This window comes from Planktotalea sp. (assembly GCF_039984035.1).
Lineage (GTDB): Bacteria > Pseudomonadota > Alphaproteobacteria > Rhodobacterales > Rhodobacteraceae > Planktotalea.
Genome location: NZ_JBDWVM010000418.1, coordinates 1 through 15,076 on the forward strand (window position 1 = coordinate 1; position 15,076 = coordinate 15,076).

Genomic DNA, 15,076 nt, shown 5'->3' on the forward strand with positions numbered 1-15,076 from the left:
GTTCCGCGCCGTTCTGTCCGGCCGTGGTGCACACTAAAACTCAACAAACATTCAACTGATCTAAGGAATTCGACCATGACACATATTCGCAAAGCCGTTTTTCCAGTCGCTGGAATGGGGACACGCTTTCTGCCTGCGACGAAATCAGTACCAAAAGAAATGCTTCCTTTGGTGGATCGCCCATTGATCCAATATGCCATCGATGAAGCCCGCGAAGCTGGCATTGAAGAGTTCATCTTCGTATCCGCAGCTGGCAAAGGCGCACTAGAGGATTATTTCGACACCGCTGCGGCGCTTGAAATGTCTTTGAAGAGCAAAGGCAAAACCGAAGCTCTCAAAGCGCTTGAACCAACGAGAATGCCAGAAGGTGCATTGACGATTTTACGCCAAGGCAAAGCGCTGGGCTTAGGTCACGCAGTGCGTCAAGCACGCCGGTTGATTGGCGACGAAGCGTTCGCTGTCTTGTTGCCTGACGATGTGATCATGGGAAGCAAAGGTGTTTTGGCACAAATGGTTGAAGCCCACAGCCAAGTGGGTGGTCATATGGTTGCAAGCATGGATGTCGCGCGTGAGGCGACCTCTGCATATGGTGTTCTTGATGTTGCGCACCAAAACGGCCGCGTTTTGACGGCGCATGGCATGGTCGAAAAACCACGACCTGATGTTGCGCCTTCCACGCAGGCGGTTGTTGGGCGCTATATTCTCGAAGCTTCTGTCTTCGATCGTTTGGCAGATTTGGGGCCGGGTGCAGGCGGCGAATTGCAACTCACCGACGCGATAAACGCAGATGCGGGCAAGGCCGGGCTTTCAGGCTATCAGTTTGCAGGCGAACGTTTCGATTGTGGGTCAATTCAGGGCTTTGTTCAGGCGACAGCAGCCTTTGCAATGCAACGTGGCGATCTGGCTGATGAATTCACAGCATTTATTCGGTCCCGCCAAAGTGCAGCAAAACAAGCCGCTTGAGTACAGACCCTATCCTTTCGGATAGGGTCCTATCCAGAATCCCGAAAGCGCTCTTTAATCTTCTGTGGCATATACGTCCCAGAACGCTATGAGGATTAAAATATGTTTACTCGATTTCAAACGCTGGTGACAGCTCTTGGCCTTTTCTGTGCCACGATGAGCCCGACTTTTGCAGAAGATATCGCCGCACCTGAGGGCGAGGTCATTTTGACGGTCAGCGGCACACCAGATGTTGCTAATGTCGGTGACACTCTACAGTTTGACCGCGATACCTTTGCGGCGCTGGGCTTACAGACGATTGAAACAACGACCATCTGGACAGAAGGCATGCAGAGCTTTGAAGGTGTTCCGCTTGCAACGCTGACCGCGCTTTTTGGCGTTGAAGACGGAACGCTGAACGCAACGGCGATCAACGATTACACGGTTGAAATCCCTGTATCAGATGCTGTTGAAGGCGGTCCGATCATCGCTTTCATGATGAACGGCGAAGAGATGTCATTGCGCGACAAGGGCCCACTTTGGGTAGTCTACCCCTATGACTCAAAAGCAGAATACAGAACCGAAGTTGTCTATTCTCGTAGTATCTGGCAGCTCGACAGACTCGAAGTGGTTGAGTAACCGCTCTCTAAAATCGCGCACACGCGGGAGAACTTTGTGTCCAAAGACTCATCACTGCTGACAAAAGCTGGTCGTACGATTGCTGTACTGATCAGCTTTTTGGCGTCTATGACCATCGCATTTTTGGTGTGGAACGTTATTGACGAAATCGATGCGCAAAGTTCTGCGCAATCTGACAATGTTCAGTGGTCTTTGTCCCAAGCTGAGGTCGAATTCCACGAATTCAAAGGCCGCTTAGGAGAAGATACGAACCTCACATCTGTGCGCAGACGCTTTGATATTTTCTACAGCCGCGTTCGCACGATTCGGAGTGCAGATGTCTTTTCTGATCTGCGCGCTAGTACCGATTTTGCGAGGTATTTGGATGAGGTCGAAGCGTTTCTGGATGCGTCGGTTCCTATCGTTGACAGCAAAGACGACGTGATGGTGCAGCGCATTCCAGAACTGTTGTTGATGTCGAATGAAATACGGCCATCTGTCCGTGCTTTGTCGAATGCTGGCCTCAAACAGTTTGCTCAAAAATCCGATAAACAGCGAGAGGCCGTTGCACGCACAATGACCCAGTTGGCTGTGGCCCTCGCCGTGCTTATCTCGGCCTTGGGTTTGGGCATTATTTACCTCAACTCGCTCAACAAATCGATCAGCCGACGGGAACGTGAACACGCTCAGACAGCGACGCGGATCAACACGATCATGAGCACCTCTCATGACGCGGTCGTTGTGAGCGACAACACAGGAAAAATCACGGATTTCAACAACGCTGCGGAACAGATTTTCGGACATAAAGCCGAAGATGTGATTGGTAAGGATCTGGGCAATATCATTGTGCCTGAACATCTGCGCGAGTTGCATTTTGCGGGAATGAAACGGATGCGCGAAAGCGGGGAACGCCGCGTGGTTGGTCACGGGCGTGTCCAGCTTGAAGCGATGCGCTCGGACGGATCACTTTTCCCTGTCGAGCTTGCTATTCAGTCGGCTCATGCAGATGAACGCGAGATTTTTATCGCATTTTTGCGCGATATTTCACAACAAGTCGCCGATGAAATCGAATTGATCGAAGCACGGGACAAAGCGATTGCAGGTGAGCAAAGCCGTTCTGAGTTTTTGGCAACGATGAGCCACGAAATTCGCACGCCTTTAAACGGGCTGCTTGGGAATATGAGCCTTTTGAAGGACACGCAGCTGACGGTTAAACAAGAAACTTTCATGCGAAATATGGAAACGTCCGGTCGGCTTTTGTTGAGCCATGTTTCGGACGTTTTAGACATCGCTCGCTATGACAGCGGTAAGACCGTTGCGCGTTGTGAACCTTTGAACCTGTCAGCGCTGTTGCAGGATATCGTCGACAGTCAAAGCGGCATGGCCACGGCCCATGGCACAACGCTTGATTGGGGGTGGAGCGGCAAACCGCAACATTGGATCGAAAGCGACTCCGAGCGATTGCAGCACATCTTGATGAACTTGATCGGTAACGCGGTCAAATTTACCCGTGATGGGCGCGTTTCGGTAACGGTTTCGTGGAAAGAGGGTCGTATCGAATTTGATATCGAGGACACTGGCATTGGTATCTCAGATGATCTGAAGGGACAGATTTTTGATGAGTTCGTGACAGGCGATACCTCTTATGATCGCGATGTAAGTGGTACTGGCCTTGGCCTGAGTATCGTGCGCCGCTTTGTGGACCTTTTGGAGGGGCAAGTCTCTGTGGAGAGCACGCTTGGCGAGGGCAGCACGTTTCGAGTGATTTTACCCGCTGCCGCTGCCGATGAACAATTGGAAACAGAAGTTGAAGGCAGTGTTCATACCTTCCTTGTGCCACAGCGCGTTCTTGTCGTGGAAGACAATGAAATTAACCGTTTCGTTGTACGTAAAATGCTGGAAGCGGATGGCCACGAAGTTGAAGAAGCCTTTAACGGGCGCGAAGGCGTCCTTAAAGCAAATGAAGAACGTTTTGATCTTATTTTGATGGATATCTCTATGCCGGTTCTCGATGGACGCAGCGCAACGCGCGAAATCCTAGAGGGGCATGGCGCGTCCTCAAAGTCCCGAATTGTTGCACTGACGGCGAATGTGTTGCCCGAAGAGCGGAAAGATTTTTTTGCACTTGGGATGCAAGATGTCCTGACCAAACCCTTATCCAAAGACGCATTGCGCAAGGTTTTGAGCGGGTTTGATTTATCTGATACTGCCCCGGAGAATGATATGATTGACAAGCGCCATAACGCTGAGACGCAAGAGGTTTTGGGGCCAGAAGGCTATGCGACCATGCTTGGAAAATTTGACGACGAAGTGTCAGCATTCGCGCAATGGATCGATGCTGATCGTGATTTAGAAACGCTTGCTGGGCGTGCACATAAACTGGCCGGATCAGCCGCCTTGTTTGGTGCGGTCACGCTAGCGGGACAACTGAAAGAGTTGGAAACTGCAGCGCGCGCAGGCGACGAGACTGCATTGGCGAAAATGCGCGCTAAGACAATGCAGCTTTGTGGCGATACGCGCCAAGCGCTAAACGCTTAACTAGCGTAGACCTAACGAGACTGCCCCAGCGATACCGAGGACACGGCCAATCTCTGCGAGATTGGTAACCGTGCTGTCGTAGCAGGCAATCGCGTCACCAGGCAGCAGATAGGGATCATAATCATCGCGATCTGCACGACGTAGCAGATCCTCGATGTCACGTTCTATCACGACTGAGATCCCATTGGTCGGGTTGCGCGAGAACAGAACCGATGATCGATCCGCGCTCGTGCTACGAGCACCGCCAACGCAGTTTGAGTCAATGACAGCCTGCATATACCGCGTCCCATAGGGAACTTCGCGCACGGTCTGCCCGATTGCGGAACTTGCGTTGTCAGTTGCGGGCTGGGTCAGGTTTGACAGGAACAAGCTCACGCCGGGAGGGCTGATTGGGCTTGGCCGCATCAAATCATCTTGGAAACACTGGCGGCTAGGTACGAAAATCTCGTCACCCGTCAAAAGCATAATGTCGACAGCATTCGAGCCTTCAAAAACGCCCCGCATATCAAGGCGATAGCTGCGGCCTGCACGTCGAACTTCAACAGAGGAAATGTCAGCATCGGGCCGCACGCCGCCAGCCGCACGCAAAGCTGCGGACAGGTTGCGCCCCTCAGTTGAGGCGCCGAGTGCAGCCTGACGTCTTGCATCCAGATTGTCGCCGCGTACACCGCCGATTTCAACAGAGTGGGCTTCAAACACAGCGCCAGACACGCCAACGGTCACCGAGGCAAAGTCAGAGGCTCTCACAGAGACGCGTGGTGCATTGGTGTAAAAATCTTCGGACAGCAAAACGTCAATGATGTCTGCTTCGATTTCAGAGGTTGATCGCCCTTGCGCGCGGATAGGCGGCAGGAAAGGCAATTTGAGTTTGCCATCCCGAGAAATCACATATTCACCGTTGAAGGTTTCATCATCACCGATGCGCACGTCGAGCAAATCATTGCGAGACAACCGCTCGCCCCGCAACGCTGCTGCCGCGATTGTCGATCCCTTGCCTGCGCCTTTGGTTCGAGACGCAGCACCGTAGGGAAGGCATTTCGAAGCATTGATATCGGCCGAGCGGAGAAAATCAGCATTCGCGCGCGTCACATGTGGCTCACGGTATTGCGCCTGATAGCCGCCGCCAGACGCAACCGGTTCAATGTTGTCAGGGCGATCGTAGCTCGCGCATCCAGTCGCAAGTGCAAAACCGCTTATTGCACAAACTGTGACAAAGGGATGGGCCATGCGGATCTCCGATAACGGCGTGGTTACTCAGTTTGCTACTACATTGACGTCAGTACAGGCTAGTGGCGAAGTTTACCTGCACTGCATTTCTATCCCAAAGGATAGCTGTTGATGCCTTTGGGCCACTGATCTGGCCTTTGGCGCGCAAGACATGCACGCGGTTTGGCGTCACATTTAGGGCAACTGAAAAACAGGTGCCCTTGGACAATGCCAACCCAAATCAAAACTTTCACCACAAGCTTAATGGCTTACGGCGCATCCGAGGTGGCTTCCAAAGCGTCCCGTTTGTTGGTCGTTGTCGCTGTGGCGCGCAGTTTGGATTTGACAGAAATTGGCGTTGCAGCCGCGGCGATTGCCGCTGGGGATATTCTGAAAGCACTCACAGAAAATGGTGTCGGTCAGCGCATTATTGCAGCCTCTGACGAGGCGCTGGAAGCGACTTGCGCCACCGCGAGCCGGATTTTCTGGATGTGGTGTTTTGGCCTTTTTGCAGCTCAAGCGCTGATCGCCGGAGTTCTTTATTTCTCAAGCGGGAACGCGGTTCTTGCTGGGTTGATCGTGTTGATGGGCGTTGAATATCTGTTCATGCCCGCAGGATTGGTTCAGGTCGCCCTAGCGATGCGTGCAGGCAAGATGAAACAAACTGCCGCGATTGGCGGGGCGCAGCTTGTCGGCGCGAACCTTCTATCTGTTGCGATGGTTTTGATTTGGCCGTCTGCAATTGCGCTTATCCTGCCACGTGTTTTGTCCGCACCTATTTGGTTGTTTGCTGTCCGACGCCTACAACCTTGGTCCAGAACGGGGTCTTCCTTCGCCCCACTCAAGCCATTTCTCACCTATGGCTGGGCTGTTCTGGGGGTGGAGGTCGTCAAGGTTCTGCGCTTGCAAGCTGATAAAGTCGTCATCGGCTTTACGCTGGGCGCAGAAACCCTTGGCCTTTACTTCATGGCCTTCAATGCTGGGTTGAGCCTTTCAAACGCCTTCACCAGCGCGTTTTCCACCGTCTTGTTTCCGCTGTTGGCGCAAGCCAAGGATCAGGTTCAATCGCTTCGCCAAAGTCTATTCGTTGGCCTTGCGATGATCGTTCCACTGGTCGTTCTGCAAGCGCTTCTCGTGCCACTTTATGTTCCGGTTTTGCTCGGTGCGGGTTGGGAAGACATTGATCCGCTGGTTCAAGTTCTCTGCTTGGTCGCAATTCCGACGACGATCTGGGCCACTGCTGCGGGGTGGTTGCGCACAAACGACAGACCACATGTCGAGTTCGCTGTAACGGCCTTCCTTGCCTTGCTGATCGTCGTCAACGCGCTCGTGATCGGTCCTCTCGGTCTCATGGAACTGGTCATCGGATACGCGTCGATCACAACGCTCATCATGTGCGGCGGCGCTTACATCACGCTGCGCTCCGCCTTCACCCCTTCTAACCGCATGGTGACGCTATGACTTCCTTTGCAATAATCATTCCTTGCTTCAACGCAGAGAGAACCCTAGCCGCCACTTTGGATTCCATTCGCTCGCAAAGCCATGGCGATTGGAGCGTCCTTTGTGTGGATGACGGATCAAGCGACACAACACGTGCGATTGTTCAACATTTCAACAAACTCGACGGCCGCATCTCACTAGTGATCAACGACGGCAAAGGGCCAAGTTGCGCGCGCAATATGGGAGCCTTCGAAAACCATGGCGCAGATGTAATCGCCTTTTGCGACGCAGATGATCTTTGGGCTCCTGAGAAACTCGCTCAATTGCAGTCATGTTTTGCAGATACTTCGGTTGATGCAGGGTATGGGCAAATTGCATTCTTTCAGGACTCGATTGCCGACGCGCAAACCGTTTCTACGGTCCCGCAGGGTGACCTTACAATTGAGATGTTGTTGGCAGAGAACCCTGTCTGCACAATGTCAAACATTGCCGTTCGCACCGACCTGTTTCGGGCAACCGGCGGTTTCGATACCGAAATGGTTCACAATGAAGACCTAGATTGGCTCATTCGCTTGGTCGGCGGCGGTGCGCGTGTGCTTGGTGTAAACGCACTGCAAACCTACTACCGCACTAACCCAAATGGCCTGTCGAGTGATCTCGAAGCGATGACGCTCGGACGTCGCAAAGCAATCGAAACAGCCGCGCGCTTTGGCGTCGTGCCAAGCCGTTCCTCAAATGCAATCTACGACCGATATCTTGCGCGCCGCGCGCTGCGATTAGGCCATGGGCGCCTTGCCGCGCTCGGTTTTGCGCTGCGCGGTGTCTTCACCAGCCCACTTGGCTTTTTCAATTCACCCAAACGCGGGGCTCTGACGCTCAGCGCGGCGTTGCTTGCCGTGGTTCTTCCCACTGGCCTCACACGCGCGCTCTTTTCCCGCTAACCTCATCTGGAGAACTTCTATGCCTGTCGCTTCCATTATCGTTCCAGCCTTCAACGTTGCGAAAACAATTGCAGAAACACTGGACGCTCTTCTGGCCCAGACGTTCCAAGATTTCGAAATCATTGTCGTTGATGACGGCTCAACAGACCGAACCGTGGACGTTCTTGAAAACTATAGCGACGATCCACGTGTACGTATCGTTTCGCAGCGAAACCGTGGATTGGCCGGGGCACGCAACACTGGCATCCACGAAGCGGTGGGGACGTATATCGGATTTTGTGACGCGGATGATGTTTGGGAACCCGCGAAACTTCAGGTCCACGTCAACCACCTGGGGCGTAACCCTGACATCGGCATTAGCTATTCTGGCTCATCTTTGGTTGATGACGAGGGTACTGATCTGTGCATCGCGCAGCGCCCGCGTTTGCATGGGATCACGGCGGCTCATATCCTCAAGCGCAATCCGATTGGCAATGGGTCAGCCGCAGTGATCCGACGTGAGGTCTTTGACGAAATTGCATATCGTCCGCGTAGCGAACGTGAACGTTGCTGGTTTTTCGATGAGACCTTTCGTCAGTCTGAAGATATCGAATGCTGGCTGCGTATTGCCCTGACCACTGGCTGGGAATTTGAGGGCGTCTCTGGTCTATTGACCCGCTACCGTGTCAATTCCAGTGGCCTTTCTGCGTCAACGGATCGCCAATTGGAGTCTTGGGAACGCGTCGTCGCTAAACTTGCCGCTATTCAACCTGCATTTTTTGCGCGTCATCTTAAAGCGGCACGCGCTTATCAGCTCCGTTACCTCGCACGTCGCGCTATCAGCGATGGTCAGGGTGAGCGCGCTGTTGAACTGTCCAAAGCCTCGCTGAGCGGTTCATTGCGCCCTCTCTTTGAAGAGCCAAGTAAAACGCTCACTACGCTCGGCGCGACGATGGTCCTACGGTATGCGGGACCAGCGGCGTTGGGCGCGATGATGCCGAAAAAAGGACCGAAATCATGAGCAAGACGCGCACTGTTGTGCTTCACCTTGTTGACGATACGACGGCGGGCGGCGTCATGCAGGTCATTGACTTCTTGACGAACTCACGTCGCTTGGCGCGCGACGCTGAGCATCGCGTTGTGTCCGTGTTACGCGGAAAATTCTCTGGAGTTCCAAAAGGCGCGGATGTTCTTGTCTCTCACACGGCGATCAGCTGGAGCACGTTGCCGGGTTTGGTCGCGCTTCGTGCATCATTCCCCAAAACGCCAATCATCCACGTTGAGCACAGCTATACCGAGGCATTTGTTGCACATAACGTGCGCCGCAAAACCCGCTTTGGGTGTTTGCTGAAGGTCGCGTTTGCACTGTTCGATCGCGTTGTGGCCGTGTCGCGTGCACAAGCGCGTTGGATTTTGGAAAACAAGTTGTGTTCTGAGCGTCGTCTCGTGACGATCCAGTCTTGTGTAGATCTGTCGTCTTTTCGTGCATTGAAAGCGGTTGAAGGCCCTGTTCGCACATTCGGTGCTATCGGACGACTTGATCCGCAAAAGGGTTTTGATGTTCTTATCGAGGCGTTCACAGAGATTGAAAACCCTGCGTTGCGTTTGATCGTTACAGGGCAGGGGCCTGAACTTGAAAAACTGCAGGCACTGGCGGGCGATGATCCAAGAATTTCCTTTGCGGGCTACACCGCTGATGCCAGCGCCGCCTATGCGCGTGTCGATGCGGTCGTTATGCCCTCGCGGTGGGAAGCCTATGGCCTCGTTGCTATCGAAGCGCTTGCCGCACGGCGCGCGGTTTTGTGCGCAGATGTCGATGGTATGCGAGATCATTCCATACATGGTGCGCAATACATTGAAAAAGCCACTGTTGCTGGGACCAAATCCGCGATTGAGAAGCTGGTTCAGCGTTCTGAAACAACTGAAATCACCGGTGTTGATCGTCCATTTTCGATTGTCGAAGCAAAGGCTGAATCTGATTGGTTAAACTTAATCGCTGAGACAACTGAGCGGCGCCTCGTGCCGGAAAATGCAGTCGCTTAAGACATAAATAACGACGCTGTGCGCGTGGTTCTTTCGCGCTAGTCGAAAGAGGAACATCTTGTGAACGTTTCCTGCTTGGGTTAAGTCTATTGCTTAGCGCAAAGCAAACTGTTGTATTGCAGGTAGGAGGCCGCACTATATGCTGACATCACTCGAACTTTGCGCTGGTGCAGGCGGCCAAGCACTTGGCCTTGAACGCGCCCAGTTCGACCATGTGGCTTTGGTGGAAATCGATAAACACTGCTGCAACACGCTACGCCATAACCGACCGAAATGGACCGTGCGCGAAGAAGATATGCGCGTTTTCAAGGAGGACGCTAAATCCTTCCAAGGCGTCGATCTGTTGGCGGGTGGCCTACCTTGTCCGCCGTTTTCCAAAGCGGGCAAACAACTTGGACCTGCGGATGAACGCAATCTCTTTGACGACGCTATAGATATTATCGATGTGATGCGCCCAAAGGCGGTCATGATCGAAAACGTTCGAGGCTTCTTGGATGCGGTGTTCGAAGACTATCGCACGCACCTCAAAGCGCAGCTCAAAAAACTGGGCTATTTTTCCGAAGCTGTTTTGCTAAACGCCTCTGATTTTGGCGTGCCCCAGCTGCGCCCACGCGTGGTGATCATGGCAATTGAAGAAACGCGGCTGGAGCACTTTGAATGGCCGACCCGAGGTTTGATAAAGCCTAAAACAGTGGGCGAAACGCTGTTGCCGATGATGCAGGCGAATGGCTGGCCTGGGGCCGAAGCATGGGCCAAACAAGCCAACGAGATTGCGCCGACGATTGTCGGTGGCAGTAAGAAACACGGTGGCCCAGATTTGGGCCCAACGCGGGCGCGCAAGGCGTGGGCATCCCTTGGTGTAGAAGGGCGCACCATTGCGCCCGAAGCGCCGATGCCGGATCATGAAGGTATGCCGCGTCTTACGGTTGCGATGGTTGCGAAGATTCAAGGGTTTCCAGATGACTGGCATTTTACTGGCGCGAAAACCAACGCCTATCGCCAAGTCGGAAATGCTTTTCCACCGCCTGTTGCAGAGGCCGTAGGTCGTCAATTGCACGCGGCCTTGTCGGTTCGAAAGCTTCACGCCGTCGCTTAGGATCAGAACCTTAGTCTAACGCTGTTCGATTTCGACAAACGACGACTCCACCTTCCTTTTGATATGAGGCACCATTCTAGAATGCGAATGTTGCCTTCAGATGTGATTCCCGGTCATCCAGATTTCGAGGCTTTGAGCGAAATTCGAGATGGTATTTTCAAGCTCGCATCGGGGGGCGAGACCGTAAGGCGTGCCTTCCCCCAAGCGATCCGAGATGCCATTGATTTCGTGCTGGACCCGATCCGCACAGGGCGCACTGAATTGCATGAATTGGACAATGTGGAAAAGACCTTTGTTGGTCTTAAAATCGAACATTATGTTCGTGATTTTCTGGGCGCGCCCAAGGGGGTTCGAGACTTGGTGATCGACGGACAAGACGTTGATATCAAAAACACTCTTGATAACAGCTGGATGATCCCACCCGAAACATATGCTCATGAAGATCCTTGCCTTGTGATTACGTCAAAAGAAGATGAAAGCACATGTTGGATGGGGGTCATGTTAGCGCGTCAGGAGTATCTGAATGCGCCCAATCGTGACGGCAAACGTGGGGTGAAGTCCGGCGCTGTTCGCAACATTCTCTGGCTCGTCGAGGGCGCAGATTACCCGCCATCTGTCTGGCGCGACTTTGACATGGCACAGTTCAATGAATTGCGAAAACTGCAACCCGGAACCCTTAGGGCAGCGACATTCTTTCGGAATAACATTGATACCGTTGTGCCGCGCGAGGTTGTCCAAGCCTTGCTCCACGATCAGTTGGACCCATTGAAACGATTGAGAAAAAACCAAGGTGCTCGAGGCGTTTTAGAGCCTAAGGGCATCGCGTTGCTTTCAGGGTCGTTCGGTCGCAAAGTTCTCAACGCGCTTGGCCGCGCTGAGATCGCAAACGACGCGTTCTTGGCAATCACACCGCGCACAGACGACGAACGAAGGGCGCTGATCGAACTCGGTGCGATTGAATCCAACGTGTAATTGGCTTGTTTTTTTTAAGGTAAATTTTCGCGCTTGCCGCAAGGGAAACTTTTTTCCTTTCGCATATTGCAACCTCTGGCGTCTTCTCTTACCGATACAGGCAAATAGGCTGTTGAGCAGAGAATCCTTTGCGACACGGTCATCTAATCATCCGTCGGGGGGCCCTTAGGGGCTGAGAGGTGCGCAAGCGCTGACCCGTCGAACCTGATCCGGGTTATGCCGGCGTAGGGAACGGGTAGATTGTGCAAGCGAGCGTTTGCACGAGACTCATTCTCGCGTTGTCACGACCCTTTATTGGAGACGTGGCTACGTGACGAAGAAAATCCCAAACGTTTTGACCATCGCAGGTTCCGATAGCGGCGGTGGCGCTGGTATTCAGGCTGATCTGAAGGCGATGTGCGCCAATGGAGTGTTTGGCGCCAGTGTAATCACTGCGATCACGGCTCAGAACACATGCTCGGTTACAGGTGTGCATGAGGTTCCTGTTGACCTCGTGGTCGCGCAAATCGATGCTGTTTTGTCAGATATCGACGTCGCTGCCATCAAGCTTGGCATGTTATTTTCCGTCCCAATCATCGAAGAGACTGCTCGTCGACTTTCGGGGTTTAATGGGCAGGTCGTTGTGGATCCGGTCATGATCGCAAAGTCTGGTGATGCGCTTTTGCAGGATGCGGCAGTGGATGCGCTTATCGCTCATATTTTGCCGCTTGCGGATATTCTCACGCCCAATTTGCCAGAGGCTGCACACCTGCTGAAGTGTGAAGAGGCGAAAACGCCAGAAGAGATGCAAGATCAAGGCAAGCAGTTGCTCGCGCTCGGCCCGAAGGTGGTTCTTATGAAGGGCGGTCATGCCATCGGCGGTGTCTGCACGGATATCCTCGTTGACGCGGACGGCAGGGTTACAACATGCGCTGCGCCCCGTATTGAAACGCAAAACACTCACGGCACAGGCTGTACATACTCTGCCGCGATTGCTGCGTTTCTGGCTCATGGCCATCAGCTCGGCGAGGCTGTGGAGGCTGCACATGCCTATCTTCAGGGCGCAATCAAAGCTGCGGATGCCTTAAACGTCGGCGCTGGTCACGGACCTGTTCATCATTTCCATGATATCTGGTCATGATGGACATCACGATCATTGGCGCTGGGGTCGCGGGGCTGTGCATCGCGCGCACGCTGATCGATCGAGGCGCAAGCGTGCTGTTGATTGATCGGCACGATCACCTTGGCCCGCATGCCTGTTCTTGGTGGGCTGGGGGAATGCTTGCCCCGTTTTGTGAAGGCGAAAGCGCTGAAGAAGCGGTTGTTCGTTTGGGGGGCGAAGCCGCCGATTGGTGGGCTGCGAAAACCGGTCAGGTCCAGCGCTGTGGCTCACTTGTCGTGTCGCCAACGCGTGACAAATCAGACCTAGCTCGATTTGCACGCCGCACGAGCGGTTTTCGTGAAGTGAACAGCGAAGAAATAGCCGCGCTTGAACCAGATATTGCGCAACGTTTCTCAAGGGGGCTGTTCTTTGAAAGCGAAGCGCATCTCGCCCCGCGTAAGGCGCTTGAGACGCTGCGGGCGAGCCTTTTGGCGGATGGCGCGCGCTTTGTTCAGGAAGACGCAGAACCGGACGCATATGCGCAAAAAGGGATCACCATTGATTGCCGCGGGTTTGAAGCAAAAACCGACTTGAAGGACCTACGCGGTGTCAAAGGGGAAATGCTGATTTTGTCCTGTCCTGACGTGTCTCTCAACAGGGCTATCAGAATGCTTCACCCACGCGTTCCGCTTTACGTGGTGCCGCGCGGCGACGGAATTTTTATGCTTGGTGCCACGATGGTTGAGGGCCGTGCGAGTAAACATGTCAGTGCGCGCGCGATGCTTGAATTACTGAGCGCGGCCTATGCGCTGAATCCGGCGTTTGGCGAAGCTGAGGTTCTGGAGATTGGGGTTGATAGCCGTCCCGCCTTTCCCGACAACCTGCCGCGCATTCGCCGTGATGGAAACCTGATCCGAGCAAATGGATTGTACCGACATGGATTTCTCTTGGCACCCGCCTTGGCGCGGATGGTGGCGGATTTGATTTTACTGAACATAACACCCGAGGTGATGGATGAGACTGCTGCTTAATGGTGCGTCAATCGACGCAGAGGTCAGAACATTGGCCGATCTTTTAGAGAGCGAAGGTTTTGGCGATGCCAAAGTTGCAACGGCGGTTAATGGAACCTTTGTTCCAGCAGCGGAGCGCGGGCAGCATGAGCTCCACTTGGGCGACGCGGTTGAAGTTCTTGCCCCGATGCAAGGGGGATAGATGATGCGCGCGTTTTACGGAACGACGTTAGCCAACGGGTTTATGTTGGGCACGGCGCAATACCCGTCACCTGCAATTTTGGCAGATGCCTTTCAACGCAGTGGCGCAAGCGTGGCCACGGTTTCACTGCGCCGCGAAAGTGGGCAGGACAGGGCGGGGCAGGATTTTTGGCAATTGATCCGCGACCTTGATGTTCATGTTCTGCCAAACACGGCCGGCTGTCACAGTGTGAAAGAGGCGGTTACGACCGCGCATATGGCGCGCGAAGTGTTCGGCACCAAATGGATTAAACTCGAAGTAATCGGCGAAGAAGACACGCTGCAGCCAGATGTTTTCGGTCTGCTCGAAGCGGCGCGCATATTGTCGGAAGACGGGTTTCAAGTGTTTCCCTATACAACCGAAGATTTGGTGGTGGCTGACAGATTATTGCATGTCGGCTGCGAGGTTTTGATGCCATGGGGCGCACCCATCGGTTCGGGCCGTGGTTTGAACAACGTATTCGGGCTGCGCGCAATGCGGGCGCATTTTCCCGATGTGCCTTTGGTGATTGACGCGGGGCTGGGCTTGCCGTCGCAAGCAGCACGCGCAATGGAAATGGGCTTTGATGCGATCTTGCTTAACACCGCTGTTGCGAAGGCTGGCGATCCTGCGGCAATGGCAGAAGCCTTTGGCATTGCCATTCGAGCTGGGCAGCTTGCCAGAATGGCCGATCCGATGGAGCCGCGCGATATGGCAGCGCCGTCCACTCCCGTCATTGGAAAGGCGTTTCTGGAATGAAACTAGATCGCTTTTACCCGATTTTTGACAGTGCAGACTGGATCGAACGGCTTGTGCCGCTTGGCATCAAGCTTGTTCAGATTCGGATCAAAGACGCCACGCCTGATGTGGTTGTTGCGCACATTGAACGGGCGAAACAGGTGTGCGCGCAATATGATTGCACATTGATTATCAACGATTATTGGCAAGCCGCGATTGAGACGGGGTGTCAATATGTGCACCTTGGACAAC

15 protein-coding genes and 1 riboswitch are annotated in these 15,076 nt (G+C 53.7%); of the genes, 14 read left to right on the forward strand and 1 reads right to left on the reverse strand.

The window, feature by feature from the left end; genetic code table 11:
• Positions 1-75 precede the first annotated feature (75 nt).
• The 3 genes from ABJQ89_RS18305 to ABJQ89_RS18315 all read left to right on the forward strand — a co-directional run bounded on the left by ABJQ89_RS18305 (position 76) and on the right by ABJQ89_RS18315 (position 4,098).
• Positions 76-963 carry a UTP--glucose-1-phosphate uridylyltransferase gene (locus ABJQ89_RS18305; protein ID WP_348497593.1) on the forward strand — a complete coding sequence of 296 codons (888 nt, stop codon included), beginning with the start codon at positions 76-78 and terminating at the stop codon, positions 961-963.
• 102 nt (positions 964-1,065) lie between these two features.
• Positions 1,066-1,581, forward strand: a complete 516-nt coding sequence (locus tag ABJQ89_RS18310; RefSeq protein WP_348497594.1) for a molybdopterin-dependent oxidoreductase — start codon at positions 1,066-1,068, stop codon at positions 1,579-1,581.
• A gap of 36 nt (positions 1,582-1,617) precedes the next feature.
• Positions 1,618-4,098 carry an ATP-binding protein gene (locus ABJQ89_RS18315; protein ID WP_348497595.1) on the forward strand — a complete coding sequence of 827 codons (2,481 nt, stop codon included), beginning with the start codon at positions 1,618-1,620 and terminating at the stop codon, positions 4,096-4,098.
• On the opposite strand, the gene ABJQ89_RS18320 is transcribed toward ABJQ89_RS18315, so the two are convergent.
• The gene (locus ABJQ89_RS18320; protein ID WP_348497596.1) at positions 4,099-5,325 is read right to left on the reverse strand and encodes a polysaccharide biosynthesis/export family protein; all 1,227 of its coding nucleotides are present in this window, start codon (positions 5,323-5,325) and stop codon (positions 4,099-4,101) included.
• A 207-nt stretch (positions 5,326-5,532) separates the two neighbouring features.
• On the opposite strand from ABJQ89_RS18320, the gene ABJQ89_RS18325 reads away from it, so the two are divergent.
• The 11 genes from ABJQ89_RS18325 to ABJQ89_RS18375 form a co-directional block, all read left to right on the forward strand.
• Positions 5,533-6,765: an oligosaccharide flippase family protein gene (locus ABJQ89_RS18325; RefSeq protein WP_348497597.1), complete on the forward strand. Its 1,233-nt coding sequence runs from the start codon at positions 5,533-5,535 to the stop codon at positions 6,763-6,765.
• Complete coding sequence (locus ABJQ89_RS18330) at positions 6,762-7,685, forward strand: glycosyltransferase family A protein (protein WP_348497598.1); 924 nt, start codon at positions 6,762-6,764, stop codon at positions 7,683-7,685. The genes ABJQ89_RS18325 and ABJQ89_RS18330 overlap by 4 nt, the downstream gene beginning before the upstream one ends.
• 19 nt (positions 7,686-7,704) lie before the next feature.
• Complete coding sequence (locus ABJQ89_RS18335; RefSeq protein ID WP_348497599.1) at positions 7,705-8,685, forward strand: glycosyltransferase family 2 protein; 981 nt, start codon at positions 7,705-7,707, stop codon at positions 8,683-8,685.
• Positions 8,682-9,707, forward strand: a complete 1,026-nt coding sequence (locus ABJQ89_RS18340) for a glycosyltransferase (protein ID WP_348497600.1) — start codon at positions 8,682-8,684, stop codon at positions 9,705-9,707. The genes ABJQ89_RS18335 and ABJQ89_RS18340 overlap by 4 nt, the downstream gene beginning before the upstream one ends.
• A gap of 139 nt (positions 9,708-9,846) precedes the next feature.
• Positions 9,847-10,803, forward strand: coding sequence for a DNA cytosine methyltransferase (locus ABJQ89_RS18345; RefSeq protein ID WP_348497601.1), 957 nt, complete (start codon positions 9,847-9,849; stop codon positions 10,801-10,803).
• Positions 10,804-10,890: 87 nt separating this feature from the next.
• The gene (locus tag ABJQ89_RS18350) at positions 10,891-11,775 is read left to right on the forward strand and encodes a NaeI family type II restriction endonuclease (protein WP_348497602.1); all 885 of its coding nucleotides are present in this window, start codon (positions 10,891-10,893) and stop codon (positions 11,773-11,775) included.
• A 145-nt stretch (positions 11,776-11,920) separates the two neighbouring features.
• A riboswitch (TPP riboswitch) is annotated at positions 11,921-12,023 on the forward strand.
• A 62-nt stretch (positions 12,024-12,085) separates the two neighbouring features.
• Positions 12,086-12,895: a bifunctional hydroxymethylpyrimidine kinase/phosphomethylpyrimidine kinase gene (thiD, locus tag ABJQ89_RS18355; protein WP_348497603.1), complete on the forward strand. Its 810-nt coding sequence runs from the start codon at positions 12,086-12,088 to the stop codon at positions 12,893-12,895.
• The gene (locus tag ABJQ89_RS18360; protein WP_348497604.1) at positions 12,892-13,887 is read left to right on the forward strand and encodes an FAD-dependent oxidoreductase; all 996 of its coding nucleotides are present in this window, start codon (positions 12,892-12,894) and stop codon (positions 13,885-13,887) included. The genes thiD and ABJQ89_RS18360 overlap by 4 nt, the downstream gene beginning before the upstream one ends.
• A complete protein-coding gene (gene thiS, locus ABJQ89_RS18365; RefSeq protein WP_348497605.1) occupies positions 13,871-14,068 on the forward strand; it encodes a sulfur carrier protein ThiS in 198 nt (65 codons plus the stop codon). Before ABJQ89_RS18360 ends, thiS begins: the two co-directional genes overlap by 17 nt.
• 3 nt (positions 14,069-14,071) lie before the next feature.
• On the forward strand, positions 14,072-14,845 hold the full coding sequence (locus ABJQ89_RS18370; protein WP_348497607.1) for a thiazole synthase: 774 nt from the start codon (positions 14,072-14,074) through the stop codon (positions 14,843-14,845).
• On the forward strand, positions 14,842-15,076 hold a 235-nt coding region (locus tag ABJQ89_RS18375), incomplete at its 3' end, for a thiamine phosphate synthase (RefSeq protein WP_348497606.1). The genes ABJQ89_RS18370 and ABJQ89_RS18375, both read left to right, overlap by 4 nt.